Source organism: Halostagnicola kamekurae (genome assembly GCF_900116205.1).
Classification (GTDB): domain Archaea; phylum Halobacteriota; class Halobacteria; order Halobacteriales; family Natrialbaceae; genus Halostagnicola; species Halostagnicola kamekurae.
The window spans coordinates 1-14074 of record NZ_FOZS01000005.1 but is presented as its reverse complement, the minus strand read 5'-3'; the positions used below and the strand labels follow the sequence as shown (position 1 = coordinate 14074).

At 48.6% G+C, this 14074-nt stretch carries 13 protein-coding genes; 5 read left to right on the top strand and 8 right to left on the bottom strand.

Annotated elements, in window-relative coordinates; translation table 11 throughout:
• Positions 1–59 precede the first annotated feature (59 nt).
• The 4 genes from BM348_RS18405 to BM348_RS20810 all read right to left on the bottom strand — a co-directional run bounded on the left by BM348_RS18405 (position 60) and on the right by BM348_RS20810 (position 3689).
• Positions 60–1256 (bottom strand): orc1/cdc6 family replication initiation protein, encoded by a 1197-nt coding sequence (locus BM348_RS18405; RefSeq protein ID WP_092907270.1) that lies wholly within the window; start codon positions 1254–1256, stop codon positions 60–62.
• 603 nt (positions 1257–1859) lie between these two features.
• Positions 1860–2573 (bottom strand): DUF6338 family protein, encoded by a 714-nt coding sequence (locus BM348_RS18400; RefSeq protein ID WP_092907268.1) that lies wholly within the window; start codon positions 2571–2573, stop codon positions 1860–1862.
• Between the two features lie 30 nt (positions 2574–2603).
• Positions 2604–2867, bottom strand: a complete 264-nt coding sequence (locus BM348_RS20815; RefSeq protein WP_139231235.1) for a hypothetical protein — start codon at positions 2865–2867, stop codon at positions 2604–2606.
• A gap of 66 nt (positions 2868–2933) precedes the next feature.
• Positions 2934–3689, bottom strand: a complete 756-nt coding sequence (locus BM348_RS20810; protein WP_139231234.1) for a hypothetical protein — start codon at positions 3687–3689, stop codon at positions 2934–2936.
• 990 nt (positions 3690–4679) lie between these two features.
• On the opposite strand from BM348_RS20810, the gene BM348_RS18395 reads away from it, so the two are divergent.
• Positions 4680–5333 carry a hypothetical protein gene (locus BM348_RS18395; RefSeq protein ID WP_092907266.1) on the top strand — a complete coding sequence of 218 codons (654 nt, stop codon included), beginning with the start codon at positions 4680–4682 and terminating at the stop codon, positions 5331–5333.
• Here the strand turns inward: BM348_RS18395 and BM348_RS18390 are convergent.
• Entirely contained in the window at positions 5311–6138 is an 828-nt protein-coding gene (locus tag BM348_RS18390) for an IS5 family transposase (RefSeq protein ID WP_092907393.1), read from the bottom strand. The two genes, BM348_RS18395 and BM348_RS18390, sit on opposite strands and share 23 nt — an antisense overlap.
• Before the next feature lie 788 nt (positions 6139–6926).
• Between BM348_RS18390 and BM348_RS18385 the strand changes: the two genes are divergently transcribed.
• The 3 genes from BM348_RS18385 to BM348_RS18380 are packed head-to-tail and all read left to right on the top strand — an operon-like array spanning position 6927 to position 8235.
• Complete coding sequence (locus tag BM348_RS18385; RefSeq protein ID WP_092907264.1) at positions 6927–7562, top strand: IS6 family transposase; 636 nt, start codon at positions 6927–6929, stop codon at positions 7560–7562.
• A 57-nt stretch (positions 7563–7619) separates the two neighbouring features.
• Positions 7620–7772: a hypothetical protein gene (locus BM348_RS21535; protein ID WP_175507250.1), complete on the top strand. Its 153-nt coding sequence runs from the start codon at positions 7620–7622 to the stop codon at positions 7770–7772.
• Positions 7773–7791: 19 nt separating this feature from the next.
• Positions 7792–8235 carry a hypothetical protein gene (locus BM348_RS18380; RefSeq protein ID WP_092907262.1) on the top strand — a complete coding sequence of 148 codons (444 nt, stop codon included), beginning with the start codon at positions 7792–7794 and terminating at the stop codon, positions 8233–8235.
• A gap of 32 nt (positions 8236–8267) precedes the next feature.
• On the opposite strand, the gene BM348_RS22320 is transcribed toward BM348_RS18380, so the two are convergent.
• Positions 8268–8561 carry a hypothetical protein gene (locus tag BM348_RS22320; protein WP_175507249.1) on the bottom strand — a complete coding sequence of 98 codons (294 nt, stop codon included), beginning with the start codon at positions 8559–8561 and terminating at the stop codon, positions 8268–8270.
• Positions 8562–10696: 2135 nt separating this feature from the next.
• Between BM348_RS22320 and BM348_RS18370 the strand changes: the two genes are divergently transcribed.
• Entirely contained in the window at positions 10697–11311 is a 615-nt protein-coding gene (locus BM348_RS18370) for a hypothetical protein (protein ID WP_092907260.1), read from the top strand.
• A 455-nt stretch (positions 11312–11766) separates the two neighbouring features.
• Here BM348_RS18370 and BM348_RS20805 read toward each other — a convergent pair whose 3' ends face one another.
• The gene (locus BM348_RS20805; protein ID WP_139231233.1) at positions 11767–12765 is read right to left on the bottom strand and encodes a hypothetical protein; all 999 of its coding nucleotides are present in this window, start codon (positions 12763–12765) and stop codon (positions 11767–11769) included.
• 327 nt (positions 12766–13092) lie between these two features.
• Entirely contained in the window at positions 13093–13233 is a 141-nt protein-coding gene (locus BM348_RS21525; RefSeq protein WP_175507248.1) for a hypothetical protein, read from the bottom strand.
• Between the last annotated feature and the right edge of the window lie 841 nt (positions 13234–14074).

The window sequence follows — 14074 nt, the reverse complement described above, 5'->3', positions numbered from 1 at the left end:
AGAATTTGAGAACAACCACCAAGAAACTGAAGGAGTGAGAGAGTACATTTCGTGTGCTTTCACTCGGAAGACTGGATGATATCTTCTCGAGTCTCGAGAACAATCATTGGATCGAGATCGAGTTCGTACTCATAGTATTGACCTCCACTAAGCCCCTGGTTCCGCTCGTGACGAAGCAGGAATCCAAGCATATGTAAATCTGATAGATGGTCCTGAATACTTTTGAGTGTCGTTAAAGGCGTTGTTCCGTACGCTTCTGCAACTTGTTCGTAGCCATCTTGAATGGTCTTTGATCGAGCAGGAACCTCTCCACGGTTCTCGAGCTTTGCAATCGTCTCTAGAATATACTGTGCATGTTCAGTTTGGTCCCGGATCTTGTTTCGGAGCCGTCCACGTTGTACAAGCGTGCGTGCTTCCTCAATATGAGTATCAACTACAATGTTGTCGTCCTGTCGCTCAGCTTCTTCGGCACCAACTCGAAGGAGGTCGAGAGCTTGCCGTGCGTTCCCCATATCTTGTGCTGAAAGTGCTGCTGCCTTCGCAATCGCTGAATCATCACAACCGCCATCAACAAACGCTCGATCAGCTCGATCGTGGAGAATCGTTCGGAGCTCTCCAGCATCGTATGGACTGAAAGAGATTTCCGTCTCCATTAGTGTATCTTTGACTTTGGATGAAAGCGTCTGTCTGAATGTGTAGTTATTACTGATTCCAATGATACCAACTAGCGAGTCTGAAATTTGGTCATTCGATCGTGCTCTAGGAAGTTCATAGAGAAGGGTATTCACATCGTCAAGGTGGTCAATTTCGTCGAAAACAATCAAATGGGTTCCACCAAGTCGATCGAGTTGTTGATAAAGCTCTTCAAATGCATCCCCAGTTCCGAGCCCCCGCTTTGGAAACGAACTTGCTTCCGGAGGAAGGAGATTATTGGTAAGACGCCGAACAACCATAAACAGCGTCTTTCCGTTGCAATTGATTTCGTGGACGTGGAGTTCATCCGCTTCGTCGCGGGTTTTCACTTCAGACTTCAACTCCTCCATCATGTACTTTGTCACTGCTGTTTTCCCGAGTCCTGCCTTCCCGTAGAGAAAAAGGTTCTCCGGTTCTCGTCCAAAAAGAACGTCCTGAAGAGCATGGCTGAAGGCATCGATCTCTTCATCTCTCTCGAGAATCTCCTCTGGTTGATAGCTTTCACTGAGTACGGACTTCTCAGCGAATACCGTTTCCGTAATATCTGCAAATGGCCCTGACATACTATACTAGTGGACACTCACTCTTACTACTTAAAACCTAACTTCGTTTGCTTCGTTTGCTATCTACATATATCTGAAAGTGTCGATCTCTCCCTTCATGAGCAAACTAGCCACCTTTGAGATGGAAAGCACACGAAATCTACTCTCTCACTCTCTCTTAACGCTAGAGTTATTGACATTCACTCCGCGTTCACGCAGAGGAATCCTGAGCGTTGGAGATTTCAGGTTTGTAGTTCCACCGAACCCCAATGCGGTGAGAATTCGTACGGGGGTTCGCGGACTGTGGCGGGTGGGACTGCTGGGAGTGCCAAGCCTTCGGTACTCCTATCCTCCGTCAGATTCGGACTCCCGGAGTTGTTTTTGCTTCGGGGAATCCGGCAGACTTCAACGGATTCGGAGTTAGTTTCCGCAGGCTAACCGGATATCTACAACACCACCGTTTCCGGAGGTTCCGTACCCCACACCATATTTCCGCAGGCTCCAGTCACTCATATCACTAACTGTTTTTCCTAAATTCATAATGCCGTTATGTGCTGGACAACCAACCAGCACTCTTCGTTCCATCGTACAGGCTCGAATGTAGCGGCGTGGCCTCTACATAACTCAGCCCTCGTCACTATAATCATCATTCGACTGTAATAATAGCCCTTGTACACTACCCTTTGATCGGCTTAGGAAAGCTTTCCCACGATTCCAGACTCCTTTGCGCTCCTGTGTTGTCATCACATGGACAAGCGCAATCTCATTTTCTGGAATGATGATTTTCTCTCGGTTTGGACTATCTTCGAAGTCGAGAAATTGTGGTGATTGTAGCACGATCTGACGCTCTTTTTCCACACGGCTATATTCAGCTAACATACCGATTACATCGTCCCCATTTTTCAGTTCAACCATGACCTCTTCTGCATCTCTGAGGCTACCTTCCCACGGCTGCCACGGATTTCGGCGATGGCTCCGAAAAAAAGCCATCTTCTCCCGAAAGTAATGTGATACGTTATAGGTCAAACCGATACCATAGATAACTCCAAGTAAGCAAGACAAAACGAACAGGAGGGCTGCTGCTCCGACATTGAACTGTTCATCTCCAAAAAACACAGTCTCTATTGCAACCCGGTCAGTAATTGTCATCCCCCACCGCCACTGCGCGATCCAAATGAACACAACGTCGATACCGATGCTCGAGACGAAACTTGTGAGATAGAGCTGATCACGGCTAACGTCCTTCTCGACAACACCCAATGTGATGCCGATCAGAATAGCGATTACGCCGGGTGCTATAAGAAGTGCTGCGATCGTTAGTGTCTCTGCGGAAACCATCTACTAAGTGTAAATATATAATGGCGTTCGTTAGTCGTCTCCTCCACCATCACTGTCTTGCGAGTCAGGTTCTCGGTCAGGGTTGTTCCGGGTTGGAGCAACCGTATATCCACCATCAGGAACGTCTCCAGGGTCGGTGACTTCACTGTCCTTTTCTACTCGTTCGCTGTTCCCTGTAATATTACGAGATTCCGATCCAGTGAGCTCGTGCCGCTCAGAATTCTGTCGGCCTTTTCCACTCTCTGATCCTTCTCCATTACCTGGGTTGCCCGTTTTGCCTGAATCGTCTACCATACCTTATACATTGTACTTGTACTTTTTAATGGTTTTCTGAGCAGACTGAAAGTAAAGGTTACTGAACTACCAGTCAAATTGTTGTTTCGGCTCGTACTCCCACTCACCATTATTCATATGACGTGATTGTTGATCACCGACTGCGTTCCAGAGAGGTCTAATAACGGGTATCAATTCATCTCGAATACTAGCTGTTCCGAGCGATGTGACTGGTGTTCTAATAATTGATCCTTTTATGTCAGGATGCCTGTTAGGGCCACTATTCTGGAAAATACCTGCATTCTCCAAATTAACGTATGAAACTATCACAAGTGTGTTTTCTTGCACACCATCACGGACTCGATCGGTATACGTACCAACAACCTCCACAAGTCCTTGTTCCAGTTTACTTGTAGATAACAATGATCGATCACCAGACTGGTTTCTATTCGAAAAAATGGTCGTACTAACCGACTCGAGGATTCCATGGCGATCAATCCGGGTTACTGATTCCCTGCCCTCGTGCGTTGCTTTGTTGACTGCAATGATCCCACAATGATCTAGTGATGCATGCTCGCCAGTCCGCTTTCCTCGAGATATTGTTGGCCATTTCTCATGATTATTCATCAGTTCAACTGGGTCGATATGGTCTCCAGCCGAGTTTTCAAGAAATTCTGGAGCAGCGACATTAACAATTACAGCACCGTGTTCAACGGCCTTGATATCACATGAGGGCTTTCGAAGAGCATCCAGACGTCGGTGATGAAACTCTCGAAAGGCACCAACGTTAGTATTTGTAAAGAGCGATGCTTCATGCAGATCACGAAATGGGTCTTGGCCCATATCTCATTCCAGACATGCAATACAAATAGACGTTGAGAAAGTATGGTGAAAGTGGAATATTATTTACTATCGATCTCTCGGTATAGAACACCCTTAAGATTGACTAATAATAGGGCAGATATCTATGCAAGAGCGTTATATAATAATTCATACAATCAATTCACGAAATAGGGCTATTATGGAATAGAAACGGAACATCTGTGGAAGTATTAAGCATCTTAATAATGATAAATATGAAAAAGTTTTAGTGGGATTAGTTCATCAGATTAAACAGTCTTTTGCTCAAGTAGCTCATCGCTACAAGCCGAGACTGAGGTAAACTCTAACAATGAATAAACGACACGCTCATACCCAGACCGAGATTGACCTGCTACCACCGTTCGGTGAACCCGAGGTCGTCACGACCGGTTCCCATGCCAAAGACGTGGCGGTTCTTGGTGTTCTCACAGTCGGTGCTGTTGCATACGCGAAGTCTCAGTGACTGATTGATCCTGCTGTTCAGTTCGATAAGCAACCTCCTTTCATGAGTATCCATTGTTTAATTCAGCTATTGAGGGTTCCGAACGGTACATCGCTACATGCAAATCACCCTACAGATGGCGTTTTGTCGAGTCTACAGTAGTACCAAATGAGCGTGTACTGGAGTTCTTGTGTGATACGGGCATGTACCGTAAATATTCTTGTGATGATATTATACTTGTTCCTATATGTGCTAGTATTGGAATATTGAAAATTCTACGAATATTTTCTAGAGACGGTCTGTTTTCCCACTCAGATTTAATATGGGTTTGCATAGATTGCCACAAGCAAAAGCAAAGGAGAAAATCATTGACTTGCCTAATACGGTCTATTTGTAGCGGAGGATCCTTCTAGGGTAGAGAAGTATTCGAACCCTAGACTTATAACGTCAGACGTTCATTTCAATAGTACACCACGACATGCTGTCCGCGTCAAAGTGGTCCATCGAAGAAAACAACAGGACCCATATCAATGACAAAGAACACACAAAATTCCAATTCTAGAAAGGAAGCTACCGAACCGTTAGCCTATGCTCCGATACTTAGAAATGGGCCGTCTGAAAGGAGTGTTGTCAGAGAATTTGGCGGTCTAAATCGATTTACCGACGCTAAACAAGGAAAGCTCTACACGGTTATTGAAATCACTGATGAAGACGATCTTAATAATCTGACCGTCTTCCAAAACTCAGCAGATCTTGTGCTTGTTGATCTGCCGAGCTATCTCACTCAAGATAAGAATAGCTTGTCTGAGGGGGTAGAAGGGGTGATCAACGATTTCGGTAGTGTAGCAGATTTTTTCAAAGAGGAAAAAGATCGAATCCCCATTCCTGTCTTATCGGGTACTCTTAGTTCCCCGATCACCTACCGTCAATATCTTCGATTGTATCGCGAAGTCTCCCCGTATTATGATTCTGTGGCACTCAGACTCTTCCTTCGTCCGGTAGAATTTAGCCATGAGCAGAAAGATGATCTCGCCAAGATCGAATCTGAGATTGGAGACGATGATATCGTTTTCTTTGATCTTGTTGAGGTTGGTAGGATTGAGGAGGACGAGCAAGGGTATGAAAACTTGGCCGTGGTGAATCGCCAGACGGAGCGTGATTTCACTGTTTCACCGCCTGCTTGATGTTATGAACCGTACACATCAGGACGAGTTCACGAAATTCACCGTACCAGGATCGCGCACGCACGGCGTCGCCGAGCGTGCGCTTGATCGTCGAAAAGACGGTCTCACACATCGCTCGTTGCCGGTAGCGAGGTCCATCGATCCGCGCGTTGTGCGCGTGATCGATGGGCCGGAACTCACGATGCTTGATCAACGGTCTCACGCCATTGTCGCGGAGTTTTTCGCGTAATTCCATCCAATCGTAGCCTTTGTCGGCGGCGAGGCTGGCGAGGTCGCCCGCGTTGCGGCGGGCGACCTGCCAGCCGAGCTGTGTGTCGTGGCGTTTCTCTGTCGTACAGTGAACGTCCAGAATGGCTTGGGTTTCTGTATCGACGAGAGCTGTTGCTTTGAGCGTCTGCACGCGGTAATTCGTCCGCCGGCAGTAGTGTTTGCTCGCGTTTTCGCGGTCGAAAAACGTCGCGTCGATAGCGGCGTGTCCGCTTGGCTCGTGTAGCTGCGCCGACAGGCGCAGCAGCACTCGCCAGAGTGCTGTCTTAATCTTATCAAACCACTTGACTAGTGTGGAATGGTCAGGGAGATCGACCGGCTCAAGGCCGATCTCCCCGAGAATATGTGGCATCTCGCTCAGCAGATCGAGCGCTTCTCGATACGATTTCTCTAGGTAAACCCGCAGACAGTGCAGCGACACAACAGCGTAGTCGGCGAAGCCGCCACCCCCTTCGGGGGCGGCGACTTCGCCTCGGCCACCAACAGCATTTTGAGCTAACTGAACCACTTTGCTCGTGAAGCGGGAGATTTTCGACATAGGCATCGGCGATTTCCCGCTTCAACTTCCTAGTTCTACCGGTCGAAGCCGACGCATTATGGCGATTCACCAGAGCCGAAAACTTCAATTATCTCTGTGACCTCTTCGATGCAAATCAAAGGATCATCATGAACGCGTTTAGCTCGTATGATGGCGTGAATCAGAACTTCGGACCTCGGATCACAAGGCAGTTAGATGCAGAAGGATTTGGTGATTTTGCTATCAACGTTCGGTTCCCAAATCCTGTACCATTGGGCAATATCGACACCAGAATCATTAGACAGTACTCCCCAACTGAATCCCAGGTTTTTGAGTTTAGAGGAGATGGATATGCAAGCGCCTTCGAAGAGTTAGAAGATTGGGAGCTATGGGACCCAGCCCATTGCGAATTCTGTCGACGAGCCAATAACGAGAATACCGAAGATCTCCGCTTTTGGAAGCGAGTACGGATGGGACATTATATGGCTTCGGCCCTAGAAGAGGAAGCCATCTGAAAGATACACCTTAACGAGTATCCTCTCAACATTTTAAATAGAATTAGTTATCTTATGGCTTTGATTGTCTGATTCACCAAAGAATGGTCGAATATACCCTCTTGTAAAGTCTTCTGTGACCTTTTTGAAGGATGAGTCACAGAACATGTATTTGACTCATTCATACCCATATCAAATCCAATATTATAAGTGATTACCCGACAACAATCAAGATGGAAACCGCACTCCAACCAGCCGCAGGGTGGTGTTCAGATAAGGTTGAAGGAATGAGACGTGGCGTTTTCAAAGTAGTTCATGCCCGAAAACGCACGCCTCAGTCCTAGTATCGGCCAGTTCGACTTGGATTTTGTGGAGCGAGAAGCAACACCGCGACTGTTGATGAAACTCAGTATTCAACTCCATCTTGCTGGTCTCTCACTTTCAAATACTGTTCGACTTCTAGATATATTCGGTGTTGGCCGGGCTCGATCGACAGTACATAACTGTGTCCACAAGGCAGATCTACAGCCCAATTCCTGTCGAAACCCGGATCACGTCGCGGTTGACGAGACGGTGATCCGTCTCAACGATGAACAGTATTGGCTGTACGCCGCTGTCGATCCAGAGTCAAACGAATCACTCCATACAAAGCTTGAACCGACTAGAAACAAAGTTATAGCCAGTTCGTTCTTCACGGAATTACGCGAGAAACACGACCTCAATGACGCCGTGTTTCTCGTCGATGGCGATAAATCGCTGAACTATGCCTGTCAACGACAGGGCCTCGATTTCAGATACGAACGCCATGGAAATCGGAACAGTGTTGAACGTATATTTCGTGAGATAAAAAGACGAACCTCTTCCTTCTCAAATTGCTTTAGCAACGCTTATGCAGAAACTGCTGATCAGTGGCTCAGGTCGTTCGCCTTCGCATGGAATCAGCTTATCTGAACACTACCCGTGTAGCTGTCCACAGACTTATTACCGAGAAGCGTTAATATTCTATCAATGAGTCTCCACCCAGCTGGCGACGGCCGTGAGGATGACGCTGAGGACGGGGATCGCCCCGAGGTTCCCGAAGGTGTCCTTCGCGGTATTGAGGATATCGCCGAAGGGAATACAGCGAGCAAAGAGGATCTCGAGTCTGTACTGAAGTACTAACCGATTTTTTGAGATAGACGTGAGCTATGTTTCCCTGTCGGATGAAGAGACGAGGGTCATCTTTGCTGGTGAAGCCGCCGCTGGTTTTGCTAAACTTGAGGCCTCTCAACAGGAGGAGGTTATCAACCGACTTCTGAATATCGTAACGAGTGAGGCCCCGCCCAGTTCCTTCGTGTATGAGCACATCGCAAACCTCGATATACTCATCGTCGGCGATCAAGGGCGATTGTATACCAAGGTTGTTGATGAAATCCCCCGTGGGAATACAGAGTATCACGTCATCTATCTCTTCTTCATAGATCCCAATCACGACTATCCGCACAAGGCATTAGCGACGTACAGTCGGAACGCAGAGGGGAAAGCAGAGGAAGTTACTGCCCTGGAGACTGTCCCTGATGTCAACCAATATCTTGAAGATCATGACGCGTTGGACGAGGACGACCTCCGCGATTTGCTTCCGTAACTCTCTCTGGAACCCGGTCTCCCCGCTTCAACCTACCCTCGAATCTCGAAAACCAGATCACTTGCGGCCGTATACTCCCATTCCCGCCTATTCTCGCTATATATGGTCAGTGACTCATTCCGGTGCGCCGTACGCGTCAGCCCAGCATCGGCGATGTCTAAGAGCACCGTGTCATCATCGAACTCGCCGAGACTGACGAGAAATGACCACTCCAACGTGAGCAATTCGAGACGCTTTTCCAGCGGATCAAAGACAGCGCTGGCCAATTCAATCTTGATCGGCTTCCGCCTGGCGGGGATCCGTACCCTGTGGTAATCAGCCTTCACCCCCACTTCGAGATCAACGAAGACGCTGGCGTGGTCACCGAAACCGACGAGAGTTCACACTGCTCTCGAAGATCACTATCCGGCGAATGGGGCAGATCTCCTTGGCTGGCTCTCTGACGACGACGTTAGCGCGCCGGATGCGTCAACACTCCATGGGTACGCTGAAGAGTTCACCGTTGACGAGCACGCCGACGGTTTTTGGATGCAACGTGCGCGCTCTTCGAGCAGGCTAGACTTCGCCCCCTAAACCGGTGCATCCCGGTTTTGACATCACGAACCCCCGCTTAAACACTAGAACAATTTGGATCGTGGCGGTATTCAGTTCGATGTTCGTTTGAAAGCATCGATCTATGAGACCTTCACGGCCCCAAAACGCTTTTGAGGGAGTAATATAGAATGTGGGATACCACACTCGGAGCAAGATCCGTCTTGCTTGGAACACTACAGAGGAAAACTCAGGAGTGATAGTTCACGGTCTGAGTGGGAATCGGTAGATTTCACGTAAGGCGATACCACGGCATCGCTGCATATGACCCGAGGGATTATCCTCGCGTCAGTCCCAAAGCGGCGGCAATGGCCGCTAGTACGTAGTTGGCAGCTACGTGCATTCTCAGCGATTACAATGTGGAACAGAACGCTAACGGCCAAAGGGTAATCCCCTTGTGTCTGTACCATAGCAACTGCGATAGGAACGGATTGATGATGGCCGTACGAGGTCGCCACTCTCCGTGACAGGTCCTAGTAATGGACTGGTGATTGAGAGCCACGACCGGTGACCTACGACTGCCCAGTAACCTTGGGCGATCAATCCGTTGTATACAGGCCGGCGTTGACAGCGTCGGTTCAATAGGTATGTCTGTGGGAACGCACTGTGTTGTCCTGACGTCGTTCATAGCGGCGTGGGGAACCAGCAGTGCGTGTGAGTCGAATATTACGTCCTCCCAACGTTGAAAGCGTTGGCGGCTCAGAAGCGTTGCGTAAACTCACATGCACATCCCCAACATCGTTCGCGATGCTGGGGGAGATAGTGGTAAGTAAATCACAGTCGTTGATCACGAAGGACGCTCAAACTACGGACACTAGTATGGTGGATGAGGTGGCGGGTATACAGCTTTTGCTATTAGACTCACAGTGAGCTCCCTTTGAGCCGAGTGTGTATCTAGAGGTCCACGTTGCAGAGCAAGCAGTACAGACGTGAAACTACTCTCGCTCTGAGCGAGAGCAATTGGGAAATCAAATTTCACAAGCAACAATGGTTTTCGCGGGTTCCAATCCGACAGTAGTAGTGGCAGTTGGTGTTGTCATAGTGATCTGCATCTTTCTCTTAGTGCTGTTCACTGTGGCTTACGCAAAACGAGACGTCGAGATCAACATCACCTTCTTTGAGTTTAGATAAAATCATCAAGTAACCCTAACAAAACCCGCATGATAGAGACATCCATGTTGATTGCTAGTGGTCGATATTCCCTTAGGTGAGAATTCCTTTAAGTGAGACTGGTTCCAACACGTGAATATGAAGGGAGGAGCGCCATGGCGTTCCCATCGTTCTACTGCAGGTAATTGCTCCGAGCAGTTGCCTTGTCGTTTTGGGAACAACGGTCATCTATTTTTGAGCATCGGCTGTCGAATTCCTCCCTCGATCGACAACAGAAACGAACTAACTAGACGTAACTATGCCAAGCAATGAACCGAGCAACTCTGAAGAGCGCAATCTGCAGCCGATACCTGATGAGCACCAAGACATCACTACCGAAGAGATTGTTGAGTCAGACTACAATGTTGTTCCACCTTCCCCGGAAAATCAAATGGAGGAAAGAAGAATGAGACGAGGGCACGAAAGACTAGAACCAGCTGGTAGAACACGTCACGACGATAGTATCGATGCATCACGCACACAGCGGGAACGTACTCAAGAAGGACATCTGTACAGCGCAGGGTATGACAGTTCAGCAGCAACACGAATTGGCGATGAGAGGATTGCTGACGAAGAGGCAGAGTATCTTCGGAAACTAAACGAAGGACGTCACCGAACCGACGGTGAACACAGCATTCGTGAGCATCACCGGGATAAGAAACGCTTCGTCCAAGGAATCTGCTCAGCACTACCGCTGGCATCCCATGAGCGTGAAAAGGTGATGGCCGTTGTCCAGGATCTCGACCTCGAGCAGTTCGGGAATCAAAAAGGAGTTCCTCGAGTTATCCTCGGTGTTGTTGCGGTTGTTATCGATGAACGCATACGCGACTGTAAGACGCTCGACGAGATGGTAGCCTGGTCAGACGAGTTCAAGTCAACGTGTGAGTCACACGAGGTCTCAATGAGCGACCTATCGACGATCAAATCGAAGGTGAGAGAAGCACTTGATGAAGGAGATGTGAGGATCCCGCAAGGAAAGAAAAAGATTAGACGGGATCCTGCACTCCCTGGACCAACTCATCCGGACAAGCGTCCTACCCACTACTGGGAAGAGCAGCCTGCAGAGTACTGGGAAAGCATGGCCAAGCGGTGGGAACATCTCCCGACTGAGAGAAAGGAGGCGGTGCCAGACAAGTATCAGACACGTATCGAGCAGCTCCAGAAGTGGGAACCGTGGAAGGATGAAGAAAACGACGATCAAGAAGACGCTCAGAGAAGGGGCTGTAAATCGGACGCCAAAGACGAAGACAGACCCTCAATGGAAGAACTCGAGAAAGAAGCGGAAAAGGCACTGAACGAGATTGACGACGAGTCCGATCACGAATTCACGGAGTAGTACTTTCTCAGAAATGATTCTCACAACTGCTTTCCCACCGACAGCAGCGCTTATTGGATTTACAGTCTTCAGTCTGTTTCTCCTGGTTGCCTTCGTTGTGGCCTACGCGAAACGAGATGTTGAAATCAATATTACTTTCCTCGAGTACAACCGATAGGATACCTGTGTAACCAAGACAGACCCTTTGTAGAGACATCTCTAGCGATTCCAGACGCTTGATATGATTATCATACGGGATTCTGACAAGCGTAGCTACTTATAGAGCCCTAACAGCAGTGGATCACAAAGATGTGATCCGACCCGCGCCTTACCAAGTCAAGAATCTATCTACATCAGAACTACGATTCCACTTGGGGAGTCATCTCACCGAATGCAGGGGCTTCTGTATAGTACATTGTACGAGGCAAAGACCGCAAAGTCAACTGATGACCTCTAATCCCCTCCGGATGGACTATTCAGAACCGTTCAGAATGCTCGGTTTCTTCTGATGGAATAGAGATGGTGACATCCCAAGTGGCGTTGGGGCCATGGTCAACAATGACAGAGTTTCCCTTGTGGGTTCGCTTCGCACCGCACTCACAATCCAACTGCTCACCTTCAGATCCGCTTCGACGTCCAATCCACTCATGCGAGTGATCAGTAGGACGGAATCCACGTTCAATACGCTCTAATTCTCGTGGTTCCGTATCTTCTGGATCATAAGTGTAGACCGGTTGTTCAAGATTTGACTGCTTGTACCGTTCTAATCCACAGCGGTGGCACATCCATCCTGCTCTATTGATCCAGTCGTGATCTTGATCTGGAAATGGGTTTAAGTACGAGACGACGCGATCAGAGTCATGGGTGAGTATGTAGTTGAGCAACCCACCTTCAGCGCTTGATCCTTCCAATCCAGACGGCGGGTCCGCGTAGTATGGGGCAAAAGCATCATCTGAGCGGTTGTTAAACGCGGTGAGCATGTCATCTATGAGGAAGCGGTCTGACTCGAAATCGTTCTCATCTGCCCAGTACACGCTGTACCCGAGAGCCAGATAGTCGTGCGTAGCTGCCGCCACGTCTTTTCCTTCGTTTTTCCACTGGACCTCAACAATGACTCCTTCCCCGAAGAAGGGATTTGCTTCTGAGAAGGAGACGAGTGCGTCCGCCCTTCGTGAATCAGCTACTGTGAGCGTCCATTCACACTCAAGTGTAGCTTCTGGAGCACAATACAAGAGCTCCTCAGAGAACCGTTGTCGGAGCGCTGAAACAGCCAGTGATTTCCACTTCCGATGGGTATCCGATTCACCGCCAGAACAATCGGTTGCTCCAAGATGATAGAAATGCCGCGCTGTTCCGTCTTTGAACGGGCCTCGTGGCCGCATTACTTCCTGACATTCAGTACATATGAGATCCTCCCCATCATCCATTGCTTCAGGGATCACTAGTTCATTATTATGTTCTGCAATAAATGGCATCCTGGGTCTCTATCTTGAATTGAGATAGGCTGGTAATAGTACTTGGTCTACTCTAATCGCCTTCTTTTGCATTATTGCCTTGGTGTCCCACCCTCAGTTGGTTTTCCCAAGCTTTTCCCGTCCCTTCCGAACATTCTTTGAAATTGCTTGTTGAGTTTTCCCACGCGTCTCAGCCCAGTCTTGTTGGGATCTATTTTGGATATCAACCATCCAGTAGTCAATGGCTTCTGCAGGCGACAGGCCAGTGCTGATCAGATCCGCGAAATCACGTTCTGGATCGTACCCGGGTGCTTCTCCAATTGCTACTCGAACAGTGACGCGCTCTTGCTAATCGAACCATTCTCGATCTTCACTTGTTCCAAGATGAAACTCACATTCCTTCCACAGCTCCTCCTCTTCATCCCAGTGATCAATTGCATATGCTATTGTATGCTTATTCAGGATCTTTTCATTTTCTGGCCGGTTCATGTACTGCCCGAAGAATTTGATACGGTACTCTGATTCACGTCGGTCACAACGTAATCACGCCCAGAAACGGGATTGAAACGACGCTAAGGTGTGCTTATGTACGAAAGAAGTGCTGGTCACAATGTAATCTGACCCGATACGCTCTTGTGGCGAAGATTGTTGATACAGATTCCGGTCGTAGGCCCGAGTCAAGATCTGTCCGGCAGAGCCACTGAAATGTAAGTTCGCGATCTATCGTACTCGCCGCAGAATCGCAGGGCGGCTCCGTATCAACAATGTGCTACACAAGGGGTACTGATTTGACTGTTCTGAACCCGATCGAGTTCGCCGTCGTAGTTATTCTATGGTATTTGTTTCCAAATACACCCGACAGAGTAATCACCCGTGTTGAAACGGATCATTGCTTATGGGGGCTGTACTCTCCGAATCCCGGAGATTCGCCGAACCGGGTGCAACTAACACCCTATTTTCTTCTGTATAGGATCGAAACTTTCGGCTCTGGTGAATCGCCATAGGGCGTTGGGTTGGACCTACATAGTGGCACTGTGAATGAGTCCAATCGTTTCGCCAGCAGAGATTCGGGGGAAACTGAAGCCAGAATTGTCCAAGAGTAGTGCATCGAGCACCTGATATAGAGTTGAAAGTCGCCGGAGTCTAGCGATTCACCAGAGCCAACTCAACGGAATTGATGGCGGGATCACAGTCCTCGAGGAGGGCTCTGTCTCGTCGGGCGACCCACTCGAAATTGATTACAGCTATACAGTCACTGGCACGTACGAGCTCGCAAACTACGATGGCGATACTCGTGAGGATCGGACTTTCTCAATCCCAGCAGCGCGTT

What these genes read in the sequence shown, in the direction of transcription:
- BM348_RS20810 (WP_139231234.1), bottom strand. Translation starts at nt 3,689, where the DNA reads ATGGGCCAAGACCCATTTCGTGATCTGCATGAAGCATCGCTCTTTACA.
- BM348_RS18385 (WP_092907264.1), top strand. Translation starts at nt 6,927, where the DNA reads ATGCCCGAAAACGCACGCCTCAGTCCTAGTATCGGCCAGTTCGACTTG.
- BM348_RS21525 (WP_175507248.1), bottom strand. Translation starts at nt 13,233, where the DNA reads ATGAACCGGCCAGAAAATGAAAAGATCCTGAATAAGCATACAATAGCA.
- BM348_RS21535 (WP_175507250.1), top strand. Translation starts at nt 7,620, where the DNA reads ATGAGTCTCCACCCAGCTGGCGACGGCCGTGAGGATGACGCTGAGGAC.
- BM348_RS18405 (WP_092907270.1), bottom strand. Translation starts at nt 1,256, where the DNA reads ATGTCAGGGCCATTTGCAGATATTACGGAAACGGTATTCGCTGAGAAG.
- BM348_RS18395 (WP_092907266.1), top strand. Translation starts at nt 4,680, where the DNA reads ATGACAAAGAACACACAAAATTCCAATTCTAGAAAGGAAGCTACCGAA.
- BM348_RS20805 (WP_139231233.1), bottom strand. Translation starts at nt 12,765, where the DNA reads ATGCCATTTATTGCAGAACATAATAATGAACTAGTGATCCCTGAAGCA.
- BM348_RS18370 (WP_092907260.1), top strand. Translation starts at nt 10,697, where the DNA reads ATGGCCGTTGTCCAGGATCTCGACCTCGAGCAGTTCGGGAATCAAAAA.
- BM348_RS18400 (WP_092907268.1), bottom strand. Translation starts at nt 2,573, where the DNA reads ATGGTTTCCGCAGAGACACTAACGATCGCAGCACTTCTTATAGCACCC.
- BM348_RS20815 (WP_139231235.1), bottom strand. Translation starts at nt 2,867, where the DNA reads ATGGTAGACGATTCAGGCAAAACGGGCAACCCAGGTAATGGAGAAGGA.
- BM348_RS18390 (WP_092907393.1), bottom strand. Translation starts at nt 6,138, where the DNA reads ATGTCGAAAATCTCCCGCTTCACGAGCAAAGTGGTTCAGTTAGCTCAA.